This window comes from Paenibacillus sp. FSL R7-0026 (genome assembly GCF_038004485.1).
GTDB classification, from domain to species: Bacteria; Bacillota; Bacilli; order Paenibacillales; family Paenibacillaceae; genus Paenibacillus; species Paenibacillus xylanexedens_A.
The window spans coordinates 715,180-736,162 of record NZ_JBBORG010000001.1 but is presented as its reverse complement, the minus strand read 5'-3'; the positions used below and the strand labels follow the sequence as shown (position 1 = coordinate 736,162).

The following is a 20,983-nucleotide window of genomic DNA, read 5'->3' as shown; positions in this document are numbered from 1 at the left end:
TCATATGTATCCAGTATATAGGAATGACAACGCATATATAAATAAGCCGGTTCCCAGGGAACACGGCTTATTTATATCACATCCTATGGCTTAGAAACTGCTGCTTCCAAAACCAAAGGAACTTACTCATCCGGCTTGTCCAGTAAGTGGACATACCTGATCTTAATCTTTCACCAAAGACAAGAACTCCGCACGTTGTGCCGGATTCTCACGGAAAGAACCACGTACAGCAGACGTCACCGTCTTGCTTCCCGGTTTCTTCACGCCGCGGGAACACATGCACAAGTGCTCGCCTTCCACAACGACCATAACTCCATGAGGTTCAACGGCCTCTGTCAGAATGTCAGCGATCTGTGAAGTAATACGTTCCTGAACTTGCAGGCGACGTGTTACTGCTTCGACCAGCCGAGCCATTTTGCTCAGACCAACGATCTTGCCACTTGGTACATACCCAATGTGCACCTTGCCGAAGAACGGCGCCATGTGGTGCTCACACTGACTGTAGTAGACAATATCCTTGACGATAACCAGTTCTTCATGATTCTCGTCAAACGTGACACCGAGCACATCGCGCGGGTCTACTTCATATCCGCCAAAAATCTCTTCATACATTCGGGTCACACGTGCAGGCGTTTCAAGCAGCCCTTCACGTGTACTATCTTCTCCGATCAATTTCAGGATCTGCTCTACATGATACTCGATCTTCTCCCGATTGTCGGATACTTTTGAATTCAAATAATCTTTAACGCCAGCCACTGCCAAACGCCTCCTTTCGAACCACAATAAGGTAAGCAGTTATTCACTTCACTGCTATTATTTTCGGCGGCCCGAACTTTTACGCGCAGGATGCTGTTGCGGCTGAGGCATTTTCGCTCCTGGCTGCTGATTCTTCATCATCTGCTGGGCACGCTGCATTTGCTTGCCATTCAGGTTGTAGCCCATTTGCTTCGCCATTTTCTGAAGCATGTCCGGATTGCTTTGCATTTTCTCAAGTTGTTTACGCAAGTAGAACACCCCGATGAAAAATCCCCCGACCAGACCAACAATCAATGTGATAATCGGTATAACAATATCCATCTCTTAGACACCTCTGTATGCATTCTAAAAAGCCTGATAATCCGTGTCACTTCATGATGTTCAACACATAAGTTGCAAACCTGACACAGACCGGATTTCCTGAAAGTATCATAGCATTTCCGCACGCCTTGAGCAAACGGATTTTCCAGTTGAACCGCACACAAGCTACGTCATGACAGCTTCTATGAAAACGGTTGTATGCTGAGCCAGATCGATTTCAACCACATCCAGAGAATAACGCGTACTTCCGCGCGCCACCCGGATTACAGGTCTGCCGGGCAATCCCCGATGTTGACGCACAATGACTCCAGTCTCTTTGGTGGACAGTCGTACCGCTGTACCATTGGGATACACGGATACACTCTTGTTGAACTCAATCAGAATGTCCCGATCCAGCTTTGTACCAGACAACGCCATCATCTCTTCACAGGCCTCATGTGGCATCAAACTGTCCTTGGATAAACCATTAATGAGATTATCGTAGATATTAGCCACACTAACGATTCTCGCAAACAGATGAATGTCACTCCCCTTGATCCCTCTCGGCATGCCTGTACCATCTACATGCTCATGATGTTGCAGGGCTGTATGGGCGACCAACAGACTGAACTCCCGTTTGTTCTTAATCACTTCGAATCCACGCCATGTATGGTGCAGCGAAGAATTCGCTGCAGAGCCACTGCCAGGAGGTTCCCCCACTTTGCCAATATCATGCAATAATGCCCCCACAGCAAGGTCCTTCAGTTGATTATAATTGAGTCCCATATTCAGTCCGATGACCGAAGACAACAAACATACATTCATCGCATGAACATACTGTGCATTGTCTTTGGTACGAATATCGGTGAGCTGCACAAGCATTTCACGCCCGTTCAGTACATCATTCAGCAACTTCTCTATACTGAGGGCAACTTTTCTCGGACTCCAGTCTTTCCCGGATCGAATGGATTCGAGTGTGACACTCATTTCATTAATTATTGCCCGTTTCGTGGTTTCATCCAGAATGTCTTCTGCATCCACATCTTTATACGCTTCATCCTGGATGTATAACATGGTCACGCCAATACGCTTCAGCGTATTGACCATGTATACGGTGAGCTGGACTCCGGCAGACAGCAGTACCGTGCCGTTACTGGAATATACCGTCTTGCCCAGAAGCTCCCCCGCTTCCACGCTCTCCACGTTTACATACTTCATGAACGTCCCCCGCTCTTACGATAGCTGCTCCAATGCGAGCAATTGCTCCTTGGTTTGCAGACCGCCTACATAACCCACCAGGGTACCGTCTTTACCACTGATACGGTGACAGGGAATAATAATCGGAATCGGATTCTTGCTAATGGCGTCCAGAACTGCACGAACAGCCTTGGGTCTGCCGATGATTTCCGCAACCTGTTGGTGTGATGAGGCCTCTCCATAAGATATATCGGACAGAACTTGCCATACTTGTAGCTGGAATGGTGTTCCAAGCCGATCAAGCTGCAAGTCGAACGTTTTTCTCTCCCCTGCAAAATACTCCTTTAACTGCTTTACAGCTTCGCTGAGCTTCTCTTCATTCTTCTCATATCGATACTCGCCAATCCAGATGCGGGCCCATTGTTGCAGATGAGCTTCGCGTACGTGAAAGGCGCCAAAATCAATATGACACAGCCCTTCATCCGTCGCGCATAACGTAAGAGTACCAATCGGTGTCAGTACCTCATCGTAGTATACGGGCTTTCCATGAAGACCCGTAACGGCTGAAGGTTTCCACGCTGCGGCTTCCGGTTTGGCAGGCTGTGCAGACTGCTCACTACCCGGTTCAATCCCAGCTTCCATTTTCAAATCCTGTTGTAATGCACGTAAGGCATTGTTCTCGTTGTTCTGTTCCTCTGGCTGCTTCTCACTCACTTGCCCAGCCTGTGGCTGTTTGGGTAAGGTCTCGGACGAACTCAGTCGCTCCTCGGCCTTCTGCAGCATGCTTAGTACGTTCCCATCTTGTTCGTTAGCGGCAGCTTCCCCAATTGCTCTCATGGCGTCTTCTCCTCCAATTCTGCTTAACGCCCAGGCTGCGGTTCCCCGCAACTCGGGGCGCGGATCACGTTTTAGTACTTCTGTAAGTTTGGGTACAGCACTTTTGTCTTTGAAATTGCCCAGGGCAATAACGGCGTTGCGTTGAATCGGCTTCTTGCCCCGCCAAGCGGCGGAACTCTGACCGAAACGTTCCTTGAATTCCCGGTTACCGATGTCCAGCAGCGGCAGTAGGAGTGGCTTCACAATCTCCGGATCGGGGTGAAACTCGGGATGGTGATCCCAGTTCTTGCCCCGGTTCTTCGGACAGACAATCTGACACGTATCACAACCGTACAGACGGTTGCCTATTTTCAGCATAAATTCTTCATCCACGAACCCTTTCGTCTGGGTTACAAAAGAAATACAACGCTGTGAATTCAACTGCCCCGGCCCTACCAATGCTCCTGTAGGACAAGCATCAATACATTTTGTACATTCACCGCAGTCCTCGGTCACAGGTGTGTCTGGTTGAAAAGGAATATTCGTTACCAGTTCTCCGAGAAAAATCCATGAACCAAATTTGGGTGAGATAATGGCACAGTTTTTGGCACTAAAACCAATCCCCGCACGCTGGGACACCGCACGATCCACCAATGCTCCGGTGTCTACCATGCTTTCGATCATAGCCTCAGGTACACGTTCACGTATAAAATTCACCAGCTTGTCCATCGCTGCACGCAGGACCTGATGATAATCCTGACCCCAAGCCGAACGGGCAAAAATACCTCGATACGCACCAGGCTCCGATTTCGGCGGATTCACCATTTTGGATGGGTATGCCACGGCTATTGCAATAAGTGAAGCGGGCTCGCCATCTTTTAAGGCGGGGTGCACTCTTTTTTCAATGTCCGGCTCTTCAAAACCTGAAGCATACCCCTTATCCCGCGACTGCTCCAGCAGCGACTTCAGGGAAACAAAGGGATCAGCCGAAGCAAATCCGATATCATCAATGCCCAGTCCGGGGCCAGCTGCCTTGATCTCTTGTTTTAACTTCTCCCATACGGAGGCATCCTGTGCTGCCCCGGTCTGTACGCTCGTCATTTCTCTTCCCTCTCTTCTTCCGATACTTATTCCGTAAATAGTGAACGCCCGCCTCACGGTAAGAGGACAGGCGTTAATTTCTATATATGCCTTGCATACTTGAATTCAAACGGAACAAGTCTATATGGTTTAACGCAAAATGCAGTCTGAAGTTGTTGTCCTGTCAGCATTTTACAATTTCTTCAATTCAGAAAACGGCCAGAAAATAAATTCAGCCTTGCCTACAATCTGGTCGGATGTAATACTGCCAAACACTCGGCTATCCTTACTTTTGCCTTCATGACGATTATCCCCCATCACGAAGAAATGATCCGGCTCCAGTGTGATTGGGCCAAAATCCGGGTCCTGCACCTCAATATCGGTGTACGTTTCCGCTTGTTGCTCGCCGTTCACATATAGATGGTGATCCCTAACCTCAATTGTATCTCCCGGAAGTCCAATGATCCGTTTCACCAGAAAATCCTTCTTCTCCACGCCTTCGCTTGGATCACGAAGTACGATCACATCTGATCGGGAAGGAGTACCCAGATGGTATACAATTTTGTTGACGAAAAGGCGATCTCGCTCAACCAGTGTCGGCTGCATGGACTGTCCCTTGACCATCGACAGATTGAACACAAACAGGTTCAGCAGCATCATGATTACAAAAGCAACAACAATCGTTTTGACCCAGTCCCACAGCTCGACAACCCAGGATTTGCCCGGTTGTTCAGGCTTTGACGGTTCATTTCGTTGCTCGGAAGTCACATGTTCCATTGAATGATTATTGGAATTCAAAGGGACACCTCATTTATTAAATAGTTGAATTAAACTTGTAACATAGTGACCATACTCCCTTTCAGTCTACTCCATTTGGGAGAGTGAAACAATTGGTTATGAGCACCAATACCTTGGTTATCGTCAATACAGCCGGGATAGTCGCGGTGGTTTAAATAAAATTCGGAGACACCGAGGCATGTTCAGTAAATGAGGAAACCAGAGGAATATGACGTGAAGAACACTCATATAAATAGAAAGGCACATCCCTCACGTTATTACACGTTAAAGAGATATGCCTAATATGAAATGAGAATCTTTTTTATTTCTTTTTAAACATGCAAACTAAGCTTTAGACAAAATACTAAGAGTCTGGAAAGCGCTCATAATCTGATTGGCACCGTAACCCATTGCTTCATATAGAGGCATGGCTACTTTGTTGTGCTCATCACCCGCCACCCATACCTGGCTGACTTTACGCTGCTGGAACCGCTGTTCCATAGCCTCGACAAGTGTTTTGCCGACTCCACGGCGACGATAGTCTGGATGTACCGCAATACGGTAGATGCAACCTTGGTTGTGATCAATCGTACCGATCAAAGCGCCTACGAGGTCTCCCTCTTCTTCCGCAACCATGATCAGGTCAGAATCCCATGACAATTGACGGGCAAACGGGCCCATCGTGTTCTCATAACACTCTTCCGATAGTGCAACCTGGAGAAGCTCCGTCATCTGGCTTGCATCACTCAACTGAAAGGAACGAACGTGCATGTCTTAAATCTCCCTTTTCGTTAGCTTAGATGAGGTTTTTTACAAAAAGGGAATCCCTTTTTACCAAAAACCCAATGTTCATATAATGACAAAAAACGAGAAAATACCGCTTCTTCGTCAATTAAACCATACTTTTCTCCATAAAACACGCATTTTCTTTTGAAAGCGCTTAATTGTAACCGTTTACATACGAATATTAAACTTTTCATCCATTTAAACGCCTGAAAACACATAAATAGTTGCATAAAGGGTAAAATATGTTTGTTATCTCTGGCCCATCATTAGATCAACGCCTCGGGGGACTTAATAAACAAAAATGTTGCTTAATTAGCTCGAATGCGGTTTAATATTAGTGGCAAGGGTATTATTACATATGTACCTGTTTTCAAAAAAACCTAAAATCTCAGGAGGTATTTCATTATGACTTTTCAATTACCAGCACTTCCTTACGCTAACGACGCACTGGAACCACATATCGATGCAAAAACGATGGAAATCCACCACGATCGCCATCACAATACTTATGTAACTAACTTGAACGCAGCTCTGGAAAGCGCTCCTGAACTGCAAGAAAAAAGCTTGGAAGATCTGATTGCTAACCTTGACAGCGTACCTGAAGGCATCCGCACAGCGGTTCGCAACAATGGTGGTGGACATGCTAACCACAGCCTGTTCTGGGAAATCATCGGACCTAACGGCGGCGGCGCTCCTACAGGCGATATCGCAGCAGCTATCGATAGCGAACTGGGTGGCTTTGATAAATTTAAAGAAGATTTCGCTAAAGCAGCTACAACTCGCTTCGGTTCCGGCTGGGCTTGGCTCGTAGTTGGTAAAGATGGTAAGTTGTCCATCACTAGCACACCTAACCAAGACAGCCCTCTCTTTGAAGGTCTGACTCCGGTTCTGGGTCTGGATGTATGGGAGCACGCTTACTACCTGAACTACCAAAACAAACGTCCTGACTACATCGCCGCTTTCTGGAATGTAATTAACTGGGATGAAGTGAACAAACGTTACGCTTCTGCAAAATAAGACTGTTAGCATGCAACAGTTAACATAAAAGAGAGCCTGATTCGGTCATTATGACCGTGATCAGGCTCTCTTTTTGCTATCACTATAGTTAATGAGTGTTTTGTTTCTAACGAACCCAGGACACGTTATTGCTCCATATTTCATCGTATCACAAACCTAACGAATCTCAGAGTAGCTATTTCCCCAGATATGGGCTTTGATACGCACTTTTGGGTTGATTTGGCTATAATAACGTCACTCAGGTTCGTTAGAATTTATAATTGTGGTATATCCACATGATAAGACCTCTGGAGTTCGTTAGCTCCCCCATTTAATCATTCACTTGATCATACGCCCCGGCAAAATAACTGCTGATCAGCTTCAGGAAGATATTCGGAAATGCCATCTTATCCATATCTTCCGGTCCAATCCAGCGGTAGGTCAAGCCATCGCCTTTACCTGTCAGTGTCGTAGTACTCAGTGCTAGGTCACTAACGTCAGATGGTGCCAACATCTCTCCATCGTTAAGCGATGTTACGATGTTCTGCGCATTAGGCGTGCCTGGCTCCGATGAATGCATTGTGTCTGACTCAGGTGACACAGCTGATAATGAGGCTGTGCCCTCCCTTGTTGCCGCCTGTGCAACATAGGCGGCTCTAGCTTCCGCTGCGATCAGCGGAAGCTCACTGCTCTGGTCCTGCTCGGTACACTTGTACACCTGCAGGCTCCAGACAATGTGGCTGAACACATGCTCCGCATGGGTAGCCAGCCCTTCCGGGCGGGCAGCGAAGCCTTCCGCCCATAAACTGCCGGCCAGCAATGCCATGGCCGGCTCATCCGCCAGCGGCGCCGCCTTCTTGCTGGCTGCGGCGGGCGCCGCGAGCACATGCGGCAGCTCCCACATACGGGCAAGCAGGCCCGTGTCTGGGCGCTGGCGCACAAGCACTTGGCCGCGATGAGCACCGCGGCCCTCCACAATCGCGACCAGCCGCTGCTCAGGGCGCGGCGGCTTCGCCTTCGTCTTGACCGGCAGTGTAAGCTCTCTTCCGGCGATACGGCCGGAACATTGCTCCATGACCGGGCAAGTCAGGCAGTGCGGTGCTTTGGGTGTACACACCAGCGCGCCAAGCTCCATCAGCGCCTGATTGAAATCACGCGCCCGCCCTTCCGGAATGAGCTCTCCTGCGAGCTCTTCCATCAACACCCGGGTGCTGCCCTTCATAATGTCCTCATCGATGAGGAAGTATCGGGACAGTACCCGCATGACATTGCCATCTACCGCAGGCTGCGGCTGGTTGAAGGCAATGCTGAGAATGGCCCCGGCAGTATACGGGCCCACCCCTTTTAATGCAAAGACAGCCGGCTTGTCCTGCGGCATCTCGCCTCCGTGCAGCTCCATGACTTGTCTCGCGGCTGCCTGAAGATTACGTGCACGGGAGTAATAACCGAGTCCCTCCCAATTTTTCAAGACGTCCTCTTCAGGTGCCTCCGCCAACGCCTGCACGGTCGGGAAATTCCCGATAAAACGATTGAAATACGGAATTACTGTATCTACCCGAGTCTGCTGAAGCATAATCTCCGATACCCATGTAAAATACGGATTGTTGTGGCGACGCCACGGCAAATCCCGTCGGTTGACCATATACCAGTCCAGCAAATTCACGCTGAAATGTTGTTTCTGTTCCTGTAAACCCATATTTCCGTCCTCTCCTATTGCCAAGCTAACTACTTTTCCATCTGCTCCACGATTGCAAAGGCCGCTGCCAATTCCGTCTGATGCGTAATACTCAAATGAATGTCATATTGCTTATCATATGGCAGCTGCAGACGTTCCCAGGCTTGACTGGACAGCGAGGCCACGGGACGTCCTGTCCCATCAGGCAGCACTTCAATGTCAGTGAAGCCCATGACACCACCAATACCGCAGCCAAATGCCTTAGACACCGCTTCTTTCGCTGCAAATCGACCGGATACAAACTCCGTCATCCGCTTCCCTCGACGAACTGCGATCTCCCGCTCTGCTGGCGTTAAAATTCGTTTCAGAAAAGCTTCCGCATGGCGACCGGACAGTAACTTCCGCATACGTCCAATCTCCAGCACATCATTACCTATGCCATATATCATCAACGCTTCACCCGCTTAATCTTTTATACTGTAAAAGATCTCCATTCAATCACATGATCCGTAACTCTCCGAACACGTATTCTATTGTAGCAGGAGGGGCGATCAGAAGCGAGTACCTATCCGCATTACCATATATGCTAAAATATGAATCAGGAATCGTCTGAAATTCTTAGGAGGTCTGAATAATGCCCATAACTTTTGAATTGCCCACTGACGTAGATGCGATCATTCGCGGGGACTTTTTCCCTGCACAACAACCCGCTCAAGGTGTTATCGTTCTGTCTCACGGATACAAAGGCTTCAAAGACTGGGGCATGTTCCCCTATGCAGCTGCACAGCTAAGCCAGACACATCATGTGCTGACCTTTAATTTCTCTCACAACGGTATCGGCGAATATCTGGAGCAATTCTCTGAACTTGAAAAGTTCGCAGTGAATACCTACAGCCGGGAGCTTGCCGATCTGGCCCTGGTACTGGAACATGTGACTACACAACCTGAACTCACTGGACTTCCTGTATACCTGGTTGGCCATAGCCGCGGTGCGGGCGTAAGTCTCGTCTATGCACTGGATCATCCCGAGCAGGTGGCAGGTGTCGTCTCCTGGAATGGCGTAACCAATCTGGATCTCTTCACAGCAGAGCAAAAAGAAGAAATGCGTACGCATGGCCGCAGCCATGTCGTTAACGGACGAACAGGCCAGCAGATGCCACTGGACGTGGCTATTCTGGAAGACCTGGACAAGCATAGCGAACGTTACGCTATCATTGACCGTTTGGCTTCTTCACCTGTGCGAGTCGCACTCATTAAGGGAACAGAAGATCCACAGCGTCTGCGTGACGGTTCTGCCGCACTTGTGCAAGCACGCCCTGATATCCCATGGCACCAGATACCTGAAGGGAACCACACCTTTAATACGGTACATCCATTCAAAGAAACCACTCCGCAACTGGAGCAAGCCATCACCCAAACCCTGCAACAGATCAAAGACTGGAATAGCTAACTCATCTTTAATATAGTAGTCACCTGGATTTTTGCGGTTTCTCGTTCCACATAACAAAAAGAGTCACTGCGTGAGCAGTGACTCTTTTTGCATTCCCTATATAACGATCATGCTCATCCACCCGTATTAGATACCAGGAATGGCATTGCGTTTGTGATGTGTGCGCGTATAGAACGCTTCAAGGCGCTCTTGTGCAGCCGGATCGATCTGTTTGCCTTCGAGATAGTCGCTGTTCGCTTCATACGAAATTCCCAGCTCATCTTCGTCCGTCTGACCTTCCCATAGCCCTGCCGATGGTGCTTTGTCCAAAATAGCCTGTGGAACGTTCAGGTATGCTGCCAGCTGGCGTACTTGACGTTTGTTCAGCGTGCTCAGTGGTGTGATATCCACAGCACCGTCGCCCCATTTAGTATAGAAGCCTGTAATGGCTTCGGACGCATGATCCGTACCTACAACGAGCAGGTTCTCTTCAAACGAAAGCGCATATTGCATAACCATACGAGTTCTCGCCTTGACATTACCTTTGCCTTGGTGAGTCATATGACGTGGGCTGCCCAAGGATTTGAAGCCTTGCTCCACTTCCAGCGCAATCTCGTTCACCGCATCTTCAATATTCGTTTCCACAACATGCTTCAGATCGTATGCTTTGGCTACAGCGTAGCTGTGATCGATATCGGATTGTTCACCATAAGGTTGGAACACACCAAGCGTTTTGTACTCTTGGTTGTTCTCTTGCGTGAGCTCGTCCGTCGCTTTTTTGCACAACGCCGCAGCCACTGCACTGTCGATACCGCCGCTGATCGCAATCAGCAAACCCTTGGCACCCGCATTTTTCACATACGTCTTCAGAAAATCAACACGCTTGCGTACTTCCTCTTCTTCATTAATGCTTGGTTTAACCTTCAATTCAGCGATGATCTGTTGTTGCAAACTCATCGTTCACACACCCCGTTTCTAAATGAATGAAATTTGATGTCCAGCTTGAAAGGTCCGAATGGTTCAATAACCTTATCTATCCAAAATGAAACGCCCCGGCATCGGTGATCCGAAGGGCGGGGCGTTCTATTGGAGCGAATTAACGGCAGTAACGGTCAAATGCACTTTTGAGATCAGCCGCAATATCCTCTGCAGAACGGTCTTCCACTTGATGACGCTCGATAAAGTGAACGAGTTCTCCGTCTTTCATCAGAGCGATGGACGGTGAAGATGGAGGATACGGTGCAAAGAATTCACGTGCTTTTGCAGTTGCTTCTTTGTCCTGACCAGCAAATACAGTGTACAGGTGATCCGGTGTAATATCGTGCTGCAGTGCTTGGGACACACCTGGGCGACATTGACCTGCGGCACATCCGCAGACAGAGTTAATAACAACCAGCGCTGTTCCTTTTGCATCCGGAAGACTTGCTTCCACTTCTTCAGGAGTACGCAACTCCTGGATTCCTAGACGAGTTAAATCATCCCGCATCGGTTGAACCATATCTTTCATGTATTGATCAAATGACATCGACATTCGGTTTCACTCCTTATAAATGGTTGTTCTATGATCTCGATAGAATTAAAGGCCAATAAACTCTCCAAAACAACGTTACATTCATATCGAACATTATGGATGTAATGATGTGCTATTCCTATTATACATCCATAAGCAATGAAAGCAAGATTCAGAAACCGCCTGCGGAAAGGCTTCTTCCATAATATTATGTCTCAATGTCTGGCAATATATGCTGAATGACTAACGTTCAAATGCCACTTTGAAGGTCGTGCCCTGGCCTTCCTCCGATTCCACAGTAATGGTTCCATTATGTCGTTCCACAATACTCAGGCACATGGACAATCCAAGTCCGGTTCCCTTGGCTTTTGTGGTATAGAAAGGTTCAAACAGCTTTTCCTTCTTCACTCTGGGTAGACCAGGTCCTGTGTCACGTACACACAGTTCCACCTTATCATCCACAATCCGTGTCTCCAGCGTAAGCACACCCTTCTCATTCATGGCTTCCATCCCGTTACGGGCCAGGTTCAACACCACCTGTTTGATTTCCTTAGAATTGAGATTCAGCTTTGGCACATTATGGGCCAACATGAGTTCTATACTCTGACCACGCAGGTTCGCATCCGCCCATAACAATGGACTGAGTTCATGGATGATATCGTGTAACTGGGATTCTTCTTTCTCAGCAATACGATTCTGAGCCAAAGACAAGAAATCATTAATGATACTGTTGGCCCGGTCCAGTTCTTCCAGAACGATCCGGTAATAGTGATCGAGGGAGTCAGGACTCTTTTCTTGCATAAGTTGAAGAAAGCCCCTCACAACCGCCATTGGATTACGCACCTCATGCGTAATGCTTGCAGCCATCTGCCCCACCAGACTGAGACGATCCACATTATCCAGTTCACTTCGCAACATCTCAAGCTCCGTGATATCCTGTATGATCAGCATGGCTCCTGTAACTTCTCTCGCAGACTCTGTTGAAAAAGCATAGATCGGTACGGTTCGGGACTGAAATACGTATGCACCGTAACGAACGGTCAACCCACTAATCTCACCATGAACGATGGCTCTGCGAATGCTTTTATCCATCTTATCCGCCTGACCTTGTTCAACAAATTGACTGGCAGGCTGTCCAATGAGATCAGGCGTGGAGGTACAAGGTAGCTGCTCCCTTGCCGTTTGCTCCATCATCTCATTGACAAACATCACTGTGCCTTGTTTATCTACGGTAGCAATGGAGAGAGGCACTGCGTTCAGAATCTGATGAAGTTTCTCCGTTTCAGCTATGTATCGGTGGTGGACTTCCGAGAGATGCTGCTCCAGCCCGCGATAGTGCTTCATCCGTTCCAGCCATAGCAGACTCAGACTGCCCGCAACAATGGCTCCAGCGGTATATCCAAGTGCTGTAAGTATCATGTAGGTCGCAGAGTAAGTGGATTCATTCTGGAGGGATGCGATCCATAACAGACTCGTTACAACCAGTTCCATTGTAATCAGGATGATGAGGATCGCCATTTTGCGCGAAGGTGTATTATGCTTGAATCGTTTGGCAGACAACCATACAATAGGATAGAGAAGAATGCCCGTATGAAGGAGAAATCCGTACAGATCATAGGGATGCGCAAAAAGAAAATAGAAGAGAATATGTAGAATAGACAGCGTTACGCCTATAGCGGACTTACAATACAAAATAACAAGTATCACAGGTACGATGCTTAGTGATATGGGTACGGCCATCGGGCTTGCATAGAGCGTAAACAGCAGACACAATAACATGCTCGCGACACTTGTCACAGCAAAACTGGTATGAACGGTTCCGGCATGTTCCATTTTGGCAATAGCTCGCTTGGAGAGTACCAGACGGAATAAGGGAATCAGAAATACCGCCGACCCTGCCAGCAGTACTTGTAAAAGCATGTCCTTTAACGCAACCACAATGCCATCTCCTCCTCTGCCTGCACATTCCCTCATGTATTTCTGATTAAAACATAGGCGACAGTATATTACAATATATCCCTTAAGACTGCACAATAGAACTGCTCATAACTCCATTATATTTCAGAAAAAGCCAGGAGTAGACACATTTTTCGTAAAACAGACAAATTCAATGAAAAAAGAGGGTAATAACATATGTATGATGTCATTGTAATTGGTGGTGGATCTGCGGGCCTGATGGCTTGCGTTGCTGCTGCCGAGCATGGAGCCTCCGTGCTTCTGCTGGATAAAGGAGATCAACTGGGTCGTAAACTCGGTATCTCTGGCGGAGGTCGATGCAATGTAACCAATGCCAAGGAAACGGATGAACTCATCCGGCATATTCCGGGTAATGGACGCTTTTTATATAGTTCGTTTCAAAATTTGGACAACCAGGGAATCATGCGTTTCTTCGAGAATCTCGGAATTGCCCTGAAAGAAGAAGACAACGGCAGAATGTTCCCTGTAACCGATAAAGCGAAAACAGTCGTGGATGCGCTGGTAGGCAAAATTGTCTCCCTCGGCGTTGAGATTCGCACCAAAGAACCGGTCAAGGAAATTATTCAGAACGGTCAGCAGATACAGGGTGTTAAATTGATATCCGGTAAAACCATTCTTGGGCGCTCTGTCATCATCGCTACCGGCGGCAAATCCGTCCCCCAAACCGGATCAACCGGAGACGGTTATCCTTGGGCTGAGGCTGCGGGTCACACAATTACAGAGTTATATCCAACCGAAGTGCCCATTGTGTCTGGAGAGAGTTGGATTCAGTCCAAAGAACTGCAAGGTTTGTCTTTGAGGGATATCGCTCTATCCGTAGTGGATGCCAAAGGAAAAACAGTCATCTCCCATCGCGGGGATATGATCTTCACGCATTTTGGAGTGTCCGGGCCCGTCGCACTGCGTTGCAGCCAATTTATCCGCAAGGTTCAGATGAAGTCTGGAAACCCACAGGTCATTATGAGCATTGATCTGTTCCCGGAGCTGTCCCTAGGTGCATTGGAAGCACAGGTGCAACAGGTATTGGAACAAGAATCCCGCAAGGCTGTCAAAAACATTTTAAAAACATGGGTTCCTGAACGTATGATTCCCTTAATGATGAAACGGGCAGAGATCAGCGATGACCTCACGTTCCACCATTTCCCCAAAGGTATGTTAAGCAACTTGTGTGGGCTAATGAAAGCTTTTACCTTCCGTGCAGACGGAACAAGATCGCTCAAAGAAGCCTTTGTTACTGGGGGAGGAATCCACTTAAAGGAGATATACCCAAAAACAATGGAATCCAAGCTGCTGCCTGGACTATTCTTTTGCGGTGAAGTTTTGGATATTCACGGCTACACCGGAGGGTATAATATCACCGCTGCATTCTCCACAGGATATACGGCTGGCATGCATGCCGCAGAATATAAACACGCTAAACTATAATAGGTATTACACACTTTAAGCGCATGATGAATTAGCTCAGATGCCAAAAACCCCGATATCCACTATTGTGGACGATCGGGGTTTTTGGGCATTGTTCCATTTTAGAAAAATTGGCTCGAATTGCTCTTAGCTTGTGATGCTTCTATGCTTTCACACTGCCTGAGAATCCATCAGCCGAATCATCGTATGCCGGGTCATCACTATAGTTATGTCTGCCTTGCTCGGTCTGACTTCCCTGGTTTCCACTCGCATAACCCTCATTCCAGTCCTCATTCACGAGATGAGCCGGAATTGATATATTCTGAAATTGATCCAGTTCTTCCGTTTGCGAGGCAAATACGGCACTACCTCCATGAGATTGTACAATCTCTACGGCAGACTGAGGATCTTGGCGATCTGTAGGGATGTACAATTCCAGCGGGCCGGACTGATACGGCTTATATCCCAATTCCTCCAAGGTTGCCCTTGCGGCATTCAATGCTGAATCGTCTGAAAAGTGCACCTGTAGTTCGCTATTATCCATCATCGTCTCTTCCTCCTTGCTACAGCTAATCTCTCATCACCCATAGATGAGATTCTTCTTCTATAGCATGGGCAGATATAGCGCACGATATGCTCTGATTTAGAAGGAATTCTTTTAAGCACGGGTCAGCCGAACCCATCCAGCAATAGATAAGACACAGAGTCCAAAAGCCAACGCACCTGCAGCTGTCAGAATACCGACGATCCAGCCGAGCCAGGCCAATCCCAGCGTGAATCCCATAAGAATACCAATCGGGATGAACAACATCCGAACCATCATTGAACCTGCAAGATGCAGCGCCTCCGAGTCATACGTTATAAGCTGAACATAGTCGGACGTGGCAAAAACATCCCAGGAACGATAAAACATCACCGTCAACATGATGATTAATAACGCACACACGATAACATTGACCGGAAAAGGTGGTAAGGCAACTGCTGCGATGGATAGTCCGCCAAGCTGCAGATACAATTTCATCGTGGCCGAGTTCCGGAAAAATGACTTGAATGCAATCTCCGCTGTCCGATTCGCGATGGAACGATTGCGTAACAGTTTACGTGGTTTGCGGAAGATGATAGAACGTGTTCGTGGGGCTTTCGGCTTGCTCACCGCCCGGCTTAACATTAGAGCTGTAAGCTGCAGCCTGCTCCGCACATCCTCCCGCACATCCCCTTCAAACGTTCCCTTCATCAATAGCCTCATCTGTCCAACTGTAATTAGAAGAAGCATGATAATTACGATTCCAAATATGATTTTCCACGTCTGTCCATGCATCCATGATGTCGCATGAATGGTCATATAACCTATGCCAATGACGAGAGGGATCATCTGAATCCAGCGCCGCCATCCTGTATGTCGAACCTTCGTCATATGTAGTGTTATGGCTTGGAATGAAGCTACTGCACCAAACCAGACAGTCATAAGTGCAATCTGGAGATTCGACATCTCATATACACGGGACCACAGGGGTGCGGTCAGCGCTGTAATCAGGATCATTTTGCCCAGATGTTGCAGACAGGACCGGTAGAGCCCTTGCCTCATTAACGTGCGCATCCACAACGGCCTTGATTTCAAAAACAATACATCCGCTTCCTCCACAAATATCAACACACCACCGGTAAGCATAACGACGTCGATCAGCCCAGTCAGTACGGGGAGCGGTAATCCTGTCGCCCATGCAGGCAGTGGTTTGGTCCACAGACTCGTGTACCATCCAATCAGATAGAGCAGACCCGGAACAAGCAGGTATACCCACACTGTCCAATCCACGACGAGTCTGAGATTTTTCATCTGTTCCTTGAAATGTTCTTTGCGTCTTCGTCTGTATAAACGAAGTGGGGTATAACGCTGGGAAGTTTCCATTCTCTCTCACCCTCTCTCTATCTAAGACGTCAGTACATCGAAACAGTCAAACAAAGAGGCTTCCGGTAATCCTGCCGCTTCACGGATCTCATCCAATGTTCCCTCGGCAGCAGATCTGCCCGAAGCAATCAGAATAAACCGGTCGCAGATTCGTTCAGCGGTATCCAGTACATGCGTAGACATAAGCACACCCGCGCCGCGGCGACGTTCATCATCAAGTAATTTTAGAAAATCCTTGGTTGCACGAGGGTCCAGTCCGATGAACGGCTCGTCCACAATATAGATATCCGGTGAAGACAGAAATCCGACCATCAGCATCATTTTCTGCCGCATGCCCTTTGAAAAACTAGCTGGAAGATCATTTCGAACATGGTCCATACCGAAACGAACCAACAGCTCCTCCGCTCGGGCAACAAAAGCTTCTTCCTCCATTTCATACGCCGCTGCAGCCAGATCAAGATGTTCCCATAGCGTCATATATTCATAAAAAACCGGTTGCTCCGGGATATAGGCATAACGACCATCTCCCCCAATCGTCACTTCATAGTTCGCATGTTCCAGCAGACCAAGAAGCGTTTTGATTGTGGTACTTTTGCCCGCACCATTGGGTCCGATAATACCCACCAGTTCTCCTCGCGCCACATTCATTCGAATATTGCGTATGGTTGATTGTCCCGGCTCGTATCCTGCCTCTGTAATATGTACGTCCAATATGGACTCCTGTATGGTTGTACCTTCATGCTCTATCTTCATATCGAACACTCCTGTTCTGATTCGGGGCTTGTTAGATCATCTCATTTTATTGTATAAGAGTTTTGTGTTGTTTGTTTGATCATTTTGAGCATTCTTATTTCGGCAAAAAAATAAAGCAATAAATCATAGTAATGTATGACTTATTGCTTAGTATTATATTTCATTTTCAGTAACACAGTATGTACGAATAATTGAGACTAATTGTTCAAATGTATACTTATGCTTCACCATATCAACAGTAAAGTCCTCAGCAAAAGTTTGATCCATTTTAAGATACACATTGTTATAACGCAGAAAGATTACTAATGCGGTAAACGCCGTTCTTTTATTAGCATTATGAAAAGGATGATTTTGGCCCAAAGATTGAAAGATCGCGACAGATTTTTCATATATAGATGGGTAGGCTTCGTTGCCAAAAACTGATGATTGTGCTCTTAAAACAGCAGATTCAAGCAGACCAGAATCTTTAACTCCAATCTGCTCTCCAGGACTGTAACGCTTAATCATAGCGACGTTGATCGCAATAACCTCTTGAATACTCAAATACCGGGTCATGCTCATCTATCCTTGAGACCTTTCAAGGTTTGATCATATTCACCCATCACATCAGCCAATGTATCCATAAAATCACTACTGATTCCGTTAGGCAAATTAACTTTTGTAGACTTCTTAATAATAATCTCCCCGTTAGACTGATTTACCTCGATTTGAACCATATCGCCTTGCTCAAGACCAATTTGTTTGAAGGCATCTGTCATTGTTAATCCAAGACTATTTCCGAATTTCGTTACTTTTCGTTCCATCTCACTCACCCTATTCATTCATTTATCCTCCTTAATTATACTATTCAACTGTTATAACAATTATACTGAAACTTTTATCAGTTTGTATATTATTTTGAGTTCGAAATAAAAAAGAAGCAGGGGTTCCGGATCCCCTGCTTCTTCATATTACAGTGAAAATCTCATATTACCGATTTGTCTCCACCACAGATGTAGTTTCGCTCTCTGCATCCGCATCCACGTTCAGACTCAGATCCAGTGCGCCGCGGCTTTCGCTCGCATAGCTGCTGTTCTCGTTACGCTCGCTGTCTTTCACGCTGTTGCTGCGTTCAGATTGAGTCATTGTTGCACTCTCTCCTTCTGCTATCGCGTTCAGACCCAGATCCAAGGTGCCACGGCTTTCGTTTGCGTAGCTGCTGCTCACGTTACGCTCACTGTCTTTCACGCTACTGTTGCGTTCGGATTGAGTCCATGTCGCACTCTCTCCCTCCGCTTTCGCGTTCAGACCGATATCCAGCGCTCCACGGCTTTCGCTCGTAGTGCTACTGTTTACGTTACGCTCACGGTCATTCACGCTGTTGTTGCGTTCAGATTGAGCCATCGTTGCACTCTCACCTTCCGCTTTCGCGTTCAGACCCAGATCCAGTGCTCCGCCGCTTTCGCTCGCAGTGCTACTGTTCGTGATACGCTCGGTGTCTTTCACGCTGTTATTGCGTTCGGATTGAGTCCATGTCGCACTCTCTCCTTCTGCTTTCGCGTTCAGACCCAGATCTAGCGCTCCACGGCTTTCGCTCGCAGTGCTACTGTTTACGTTACGCTCACGGTCATTCACGCTATTGTTGCGTTCGGATTGAGTCATCGCTGCACTCTCTCCTTCGGCATTCACGTTCAGACCGAGATCCAGCGCTCCACGACTTTCGCTCGTAGTGCTACTGTTTACGTTCCGATCATCGCCGCCTCGTGAATAGTCGCTCATCGTTGTACCTTCTCCCGACACATTGGCATTCAGACCAAGGCCCAGCTTGCCAGAACTGCTACGTGAAGCTGTGTGGTCGGAAGAACGATCATTGTATCGGTTTGTGCTCTCTGAGGATAAGCCGGCGTTAAGGCCAAGATCCAGATTCAATGCTCCAGTTGTACTGGATGAACCTCCGTAGCTACCATTGTTCCCGTGACCTGTGTCACGATGTCCTGACAGAAGAGATCCCAACTCCACACGCAAACCTGCATTCAGATCCAGATTGCCACTGCTGTTATTGCTATAGCTATCTGCGTAAGTTGCCTGCGAAGCTCCCAGCAATCCAGCCACCAACGTACCCGACAATACCGACAATTTTACCCAACGATTCACTTTTTTCATGATTATATACACTCCTTCTCAATTTTGGTTGAATTAACGCCATTGTTGCCTAAGAGAAAGAGGTATATTTCGGCGGCCGCCCAGGCGGTGCCTGTGACCATTGACTGAACCCATCGAGCCGTTCCATTCGGAAGGCAAAATCGTAATCTGGCGTAACTAGACCCGTTGTTGCTCCCGGAAGTGCAGCAGCTGGAGCGGTTGCTCCACCTCCAGGTACACCGGACGAACCGGAGCTTGTCCCTGCGGAAGCATTAGCTGCTCCGGGAGAAGTTGCCGCAACAGACCAACTGGTAGGTCGTTCTGTGCGAGGCTGCAATGGAGATGTTGCATCGACATCATCTTGTTTCAGATCGGCTTCCTGGTTACTCTGCACTTGTTCAGTGACAGCTGGTTTAGCAGCTGTCTGATCTACGAGGAATAACTCGTTATCGGGCAAACCTGCACTAACATCGGAATCCTGCGTCAGATCGGTTCCTTCCACAGGCAATGCCTGCGGGACAGCAGGTTGTTCTGGACGTACTTCTGGTTCCGGTGTGACCTCCATCACTTTGCCCGTAACCTGTATTGCGTCCTGTCCTTCCTCGTTGTTCTGTGGTGAAACAGGGTCTGCGAGTGCACTCGTATTGGAAGTTTCACCATTCGGTGTTTTGACAACCGTTGGCTTTTCCGGAGTGACTACAGGCGGTTCCGGCTTCACACTTGGAATCTCCACCTTTTCCTGATCAGGATTGAGTTCAGCGGATACGTCTACAACTGGAACCTCTGCTCTCACAGAAGGAAGCTGGACATTTCCCTTACTCAGATCCGCTTGGGATGAAGAGATATTGACCGAAGTAACTTCAGGTACATCCACCTTCACGGAAGGTAATTCAACCTTACCCTGCCGAAGGTCTGTTTTCACAGCAGACGTCTCTGCCTTGATCACCTCGGGTACCTCTGCGGTAACGCCAGGCAAGGAAGCTGTCCCTTCGTTCAGGTTCACCTGACTGCTTGATACATCGGCTTTGATCACCGGTGTATCCGCCTGTACTGACGGCAGTTCGACGGTTCCCTTCTTCGCATCAATCCCAATCTCTGATGTTCCGGCCGATCCAAGCGGTGTATCTACTTTCAGCTCAGATACACTCAGCTTACCTGTCGATTCATTCGCTTTGATCGACGGAACTTCAACATCCAGTAGTGGTGTGGATACCGATACCGACGGAGTCAGATTCAACCCGCCATCCGAATCACGTGAAAACAAATTTAGCGACAATCCACTGGACGGTTTTTCAGAAGATACCTGAGCCTCGTCTGCGTATACATGTGACGATCCAAACCCCAGCATCAAAGTCCCGGCGAGTATTGCCAGTGGTATGCTTCCAAGACGCATAATTGATTTTGGTAACTTTACATTCAAGTTGCTTCACCCCCTTTCCGCTAATGCGTTGGTGGGACAAGGCATATGAGTTTTCCCCTAGGAATAATTAGAATACAGGG

General features: G+C 47.8%; 21 protein-coding genes. 3 read left to right on the top strand and 18 right to left on the bottom strand.

What is annotated here, in order from left to right:
* Positions 1-162 precede the first annotated feature (162 nt).
* The 6 genes from folE to MKY44_RS03435 form a co-directional block, all read right to left on the bottom strand.
* On the bottom strand, positions 163-756 hold the full coding sequence (gene folE / locus MKY44_RS03460; protein ID WP_036668229.1) for a GTP cyclohydrolase I FolE: 594 nt from the start codon (positions 754-756) through the stop codon (positions 163-165).
* Positions 757-813: 57 nt separating this feature from the next.
* Positions 814-1,077: a YneF family protein gene (locus tag MKY44_RS03455; protein WP_017690778.1), complete on the bottom strand. Its 264-nt coding sequence runs from the start codon at positions 1,075-1,077 to the stop codon at positions 814-816.
* A gap of 165 nt (positions 1,078-1,242) precedes the next feature.
* On the bottom strand, positions 1,243-2,274 hold the full coding sequence (locus tag MKY44_RS03450) for an HD-GYP domain-containing protein (RefSeq protein WP_017690779.1): 1,032 nt from the start codon (positions 2,272-2,274) through the stop codon (positions 1,243-1,245).
* Between the two features lie 15 nt (positions 2,275-2,289).
* Positions 2,290-4,170 carry a tRNA epoxyqueuosine(34) reductase QueG gene (queG, locus tag MKY44_RS03445; RefSeq protein ID WP_341006034.1) on the bottom strand — a complete coding sequence of 627 codons (1,881 nt, stop codon included), beginning with the start codon at positions 4,168-4,170 and terminating at the stop codon, positions 2,290-2,292.
* Positions 4,171-4,341: 171 nt separating this feature from the next.
* The gene (gene lepB, locus MKY44_RS03440) at positions 4,342-4,926 is read right to left on the bottom strand and encodes a signal peptidase I (protein ID WP_445670671.1); all 585 of its coding nucleotides are present in this window, start codon (positions 4,924-4,926) and stop codon (positions 4,342-4,344) included.
* A gap of 345 nt (positions 4,927-5,271) precedes the next feature.
* Positions 5,272-5,697 (bottom strand): GNAT family N-acetyltransferase, encoded by a 426-nt coding sequence (locus tag MKY44_RS03435; protein WP_017690782.1) that lies wholly within the window; start codon positions 5,695-5,697, stop codon positions 5,272-5,274.
* A gap of 420 nt (positions 5,698-6,117) precedes the next feature.
* Between MKY44_RS03435 and MKY44_RS03430 the strand changes: the two genes are divergently transcribed.
* Positions 6,118-6,729 (top strand): superoxide dismutase, encoded by a 612-nt coding sequence (locus MKY44_RS03430; RefSeq protein WP_036614138.1) that lies wholly within the window; start codon positions 6,118-6,120, stop codon positions 6,727-6,729.
* 310 nt (positions 6,730-7,039) lie between these two features.
* Here MKY44_RS03430 and mutY read toward each other — a convergent pair whose 3' ends face one another.
* Both mutY and acpS read right to left on the bottom strand, forming a co-directional pair.
* Entirely contained in the window at positions 7,040-8,404 is a 1,365-nt protein-coding gene (gene mutY / locus MKY44_RS03425) for an A/G-specific adenine glycosylase (RefSeq protein WP_341006032.1), read from the bottom strand.
* 29 nt (positions 8,405-8,433) lie between these two features.
* On the bottom strand, positions 8,434-8,832 hold the full coding sequence (gene acpS / locus MKY44_RS03420; protein WP_076216711.1) for a holo-ACP synthase: 399 nt from the start codon (positions 8,830-8,832) through the stop codon (positions 8,434-8,436).
* A gap of 185 nt (positions 8,833-9,017) precedes the next feature.
* Here acpS and MKY44_RS03415 point away from each other — a divergent pair, with 185 nt between their 5' ends.
* The gene (locus tag MKY44_RS03415; RefSeq protein ID WP_341006031.1) at positions 9,018-9,833 is read left to right on the top strand and encodes an alpha/beta fold hydrolase; all 816 of its coding nucleotides are present in this window, start codon (positions 9,018-9,020) and stop codon (positions 9,831-9,833) included.
* 126 nt (positions 9,834-9,959) lie between these two features.
* Here MKY44_RS03415 and nadE read toward each other — a convergent pair whose 3' ends face one another.
* The 3 genes from nadE to MKY44_RS03400 form a co-directional block, all read right to left on the bottom strand.
* Complete coding sequence (nadE, locus tag MKY44_RS03410; RefSeq protein ID WP_091018759.1) at positions 9,960-10,769, bottom strand: ammonia-dependent NAD(+) synthetase; 810 nt, start codon at positions 10,767-10,769, stop codon at positions 9,960-9,962.
* Between the two features lie 139 nt (positions 10,770-10,908).
* Entirely contained in the window at positions 10,909-11,343 is a 435-nt protein-coding gene (locus tag MKY44_RS03405) for a BrxA/BrxB family bacilliredoxin (RefSeq protein ID WP_017690788.1), read from the bottom strand.
* Positions 11,344-11,565: 222 nt separating this feature from the next.
* A complete protein-coding gene (locus MKY44_RS03400; protein WP_341006030.1) occupies positions 11,566-13,260 on the bottom strand; it encodes a two-component system sensor histidine kinase NtrB in 1,695 nt (564 codons plus the stop codon).
* Between the two features lie 195 nt (positions 13,261-13,455).
* On the opposite strand from MKY44_RS03400, the gene MKY44_RS03395 reads away from it, so the two are divergent.
* Positions 13,456-14,724: a BaiN/RdsA family NAD(P)/FAD-dependent oxidoreductase gene (locus MKY44_RS03395; protein WP_341006029.1), complete on the top strand. Its 1,269-nt coding sequence runs from the start codon at positions 13,456-13,458 to the stop codon at positions 14,722-14,724.
* A 142-nt stretch (positions 14,725-14,866) separates the two neighbouring features.
* On the opposite strand, the gene MKY44_RS03390 is transcribed toward MKY44_RS03395, so the two are convergent.
* The 7 genes from MKY44_RS03390 to MKY44_RS03360 form a co-directional block, all read right to left on the bottom strand.
* A complete protein-coding gene (locus MKY44_RS03390) occupies positions 14,867-15,250 on the bottom strand; it encodes a hypothetical protein (RefSeq protein ID WP_341006028.1) in 384 nt (127 codons plus the stop codon).
* A gap of 111 nt (positions 15,251-15,361) precedes the next feature.
* Positions 15,362-16,609, bottom strand: a complete 1,248-nt coding sequence (locus MKY44_RS03385; RefSeq protein WP_341006027.1) for an ABC transporter permease — start codon at positions 16,607-16,609, stop codon at positions 15,362-15,364.
* Between the two features lie 21 nt (positions 16,610-16,630).
* On the bottom strand, positions 16,631-17,362 hold the full coding sequence (locus MKY44_RS03380; protein WP_341006026.1) for an ABC transporter ATP-binding protein: 732 nt from the start codon (positions 17,360-17,362) through the stop codon (positions 16,631-16,633).
* Between the two features lie 153 nt (positions 17,363-17,515).
* Positions 17,516-17,923, bottom strand: coding sequence for a type II toxin-antitoxin system death-on-curing family toxin (locus MKY44_RS03375; RefSeq protein ID WP_341006025.1), 408 nt, complete (start codon positions 17,921-17,923; stop codon positions 17,516-17,518).
* Complete coding sequence (locus MKY44_RS03370; protein WP_341006024.1) at positions 17,920-18,183, bottom strand: AbrB/MazE/SpoVT family DNA-binding domain-containing protein; 264 nt, start codon at positions 18,181-18,183, stop codon at positions 17,920-17,922. Before MKY44_RS03370 ends, MKY44_RS03375 begins: the two co-directional genes overlap by 4 nt.
* A 148-nt stretch (positions 18,184-18,331) precedes the next feature.
* The gene (locus MKY44_RS03365) at positions 18,332-19,504 is read right to left on the bottom strand and encodes a hypothetical protein (protein WP_341006023.1); all 1,173 of its coding nucleotides are present in this window, start codon (positions 19,502-19,504) and stop codon (positions 18,332-18,334) included.
* A 49-nt stretch (positions 19,505-19,553) separates the two neighbouring features.
* On the bottom strand, positions 19,554-20,903 hold the full coding sequence (locus MKY44_RS03360; RefSeq protein ID WP_341006022.1) for a hypothetical protein: 1,350 nt from the start codon (positions 20,901-20,903) through the stop codon (positions 19,554-19,556).
* Positions 20,904-20,983 lie beyond the last annotated feature (80 nt).

Excerpts from the sequence above, each read along its gene's own strand:
- nadE (WP_091018759.1), bottom strand. The coding sequence starts at position 10,769 with ATGAGTTTGCAACAACAGATCATCGCTGAATTGAAGGTTAAACCAAGC.
- MKY44_RS03415 (WP_341006031.1), top strand. The coding sequence starts at position 9,018 with ATGCCCATAACTTTTGAATTGCCCACTGACGTAGATGCGATCATTCGC.
- acpS (WP_076216711.1), bottom strand. The coding sequence starts at position 8,832 with ATGATATATGGCATAGGTAATGATGTGCTGGAGATTGGACGTATGCGG.
- mutY (WP_341006032.1), bottom strand. The coding sequence starts at position 8,404 with ATGGGTTTACAGGAACAGAAACAACATTTCAGCGTGAATTTGCTGGAC.
- MKY44_RS03365 (WP_341006023.1), bottom strand. The coding sequence starts at position 19,504 with ATGAAAAAAGTGAATCGTTGGGTAAAATTGTCGGTATTGTCGGGTACG.
- MKY44_RS03380 (WP_341006026.1), bottom strand. The coding sequence starts at position 17,362 with ATGAAGATAGAGCATGAAGGTACAACCATACAGGAGTCCATATTGGAC.
- MKY44_RS03370 (WP_341006024.1), bottom strand. The coding sequence starts at position 18,183 with ATGAATAGGGTGAGTGAGATGGAACGAAAAGTAACGAAATTCGGAAAT.
- lepB (WP_445670671.1), bottom strand. The coding sequence starts at position 4,926 with ATGGAACATGTGACTTCCGAGCAACGAAATGAACCGTCAAAGCCTGAA.
- MKY44_RS03390 (WP_341006028.1), bottom strand. The coding sequence starts at position 15,250 with ATGATGGATAATAGCGAACTACAGGTGCACTTTTCAGACGATTCAGCA.
- MKY44_RS03405 (WP_017690788.1), bottom strand. The coding sequence starts at position 11,343 with ATGTCGATGTCATTTGATCAATACATGAAAGATATGGTTCAACCGATG.
- MKY44_RS03430 (WP_036614138.1), top strand. The coding sequence starts at position 6,118 with ATGACTTTTCAATTACCAGCACTTCCTTACGCTAACGACGCACTGGAA.
- queG (WP_341006034.1), bottom strand. The coding sequence starts at position 4,170 with ATGACGAGCGTACAGACCGGGGCAGCACAGGATGCCTCCGTATGGGAG.
- MKY44_RS03435 (WP_017690782.1), bottom strand. The coding sequence starts at position 5,697 with ATGCACGTTCGTTCCTTTCAGTTGAGTGATGCAAGCCAGATGACGGAG.
- MKY44_RS03385 (WP_341006027.1), bottom strand. The coding sequence starts at position 16,609 with ATGGAAACTTCCCAGCGTTATACCCCACTTCGTTTATACAGACGAAGA.
- MKY44_RS03450 (WP_017690779.1), bottom strand. The coding sequence starts at position 2,274 with ATGAAGTATGTAAACGTGGAGAGCGTGGAAGCGGGGGAGCTTCTGGGC.
- MKY44_RS03375 (WP_341006025.1), bottom strand. The coding sequence starts at position 17,923 with ATGAGCATGACCCGGTATTTGAGTATTCAAGAGGTTATTGCGATCAAC.
- MKY44_RS03455 (WP_017690778.1), bottom strand. The coding sequence starts at position 1,077 with ATGGATATTGTTATACCGATTATCACATTGATTGTTGGTCTGGTCGGG.
- MKY44_RS03395 (WP_341006029.1), top strand. The coding sequence starts at position 13,456 with ATGTATGATGTCATTGTAATTGGTGGTGGATCTGCGGGCCTGATGGCT.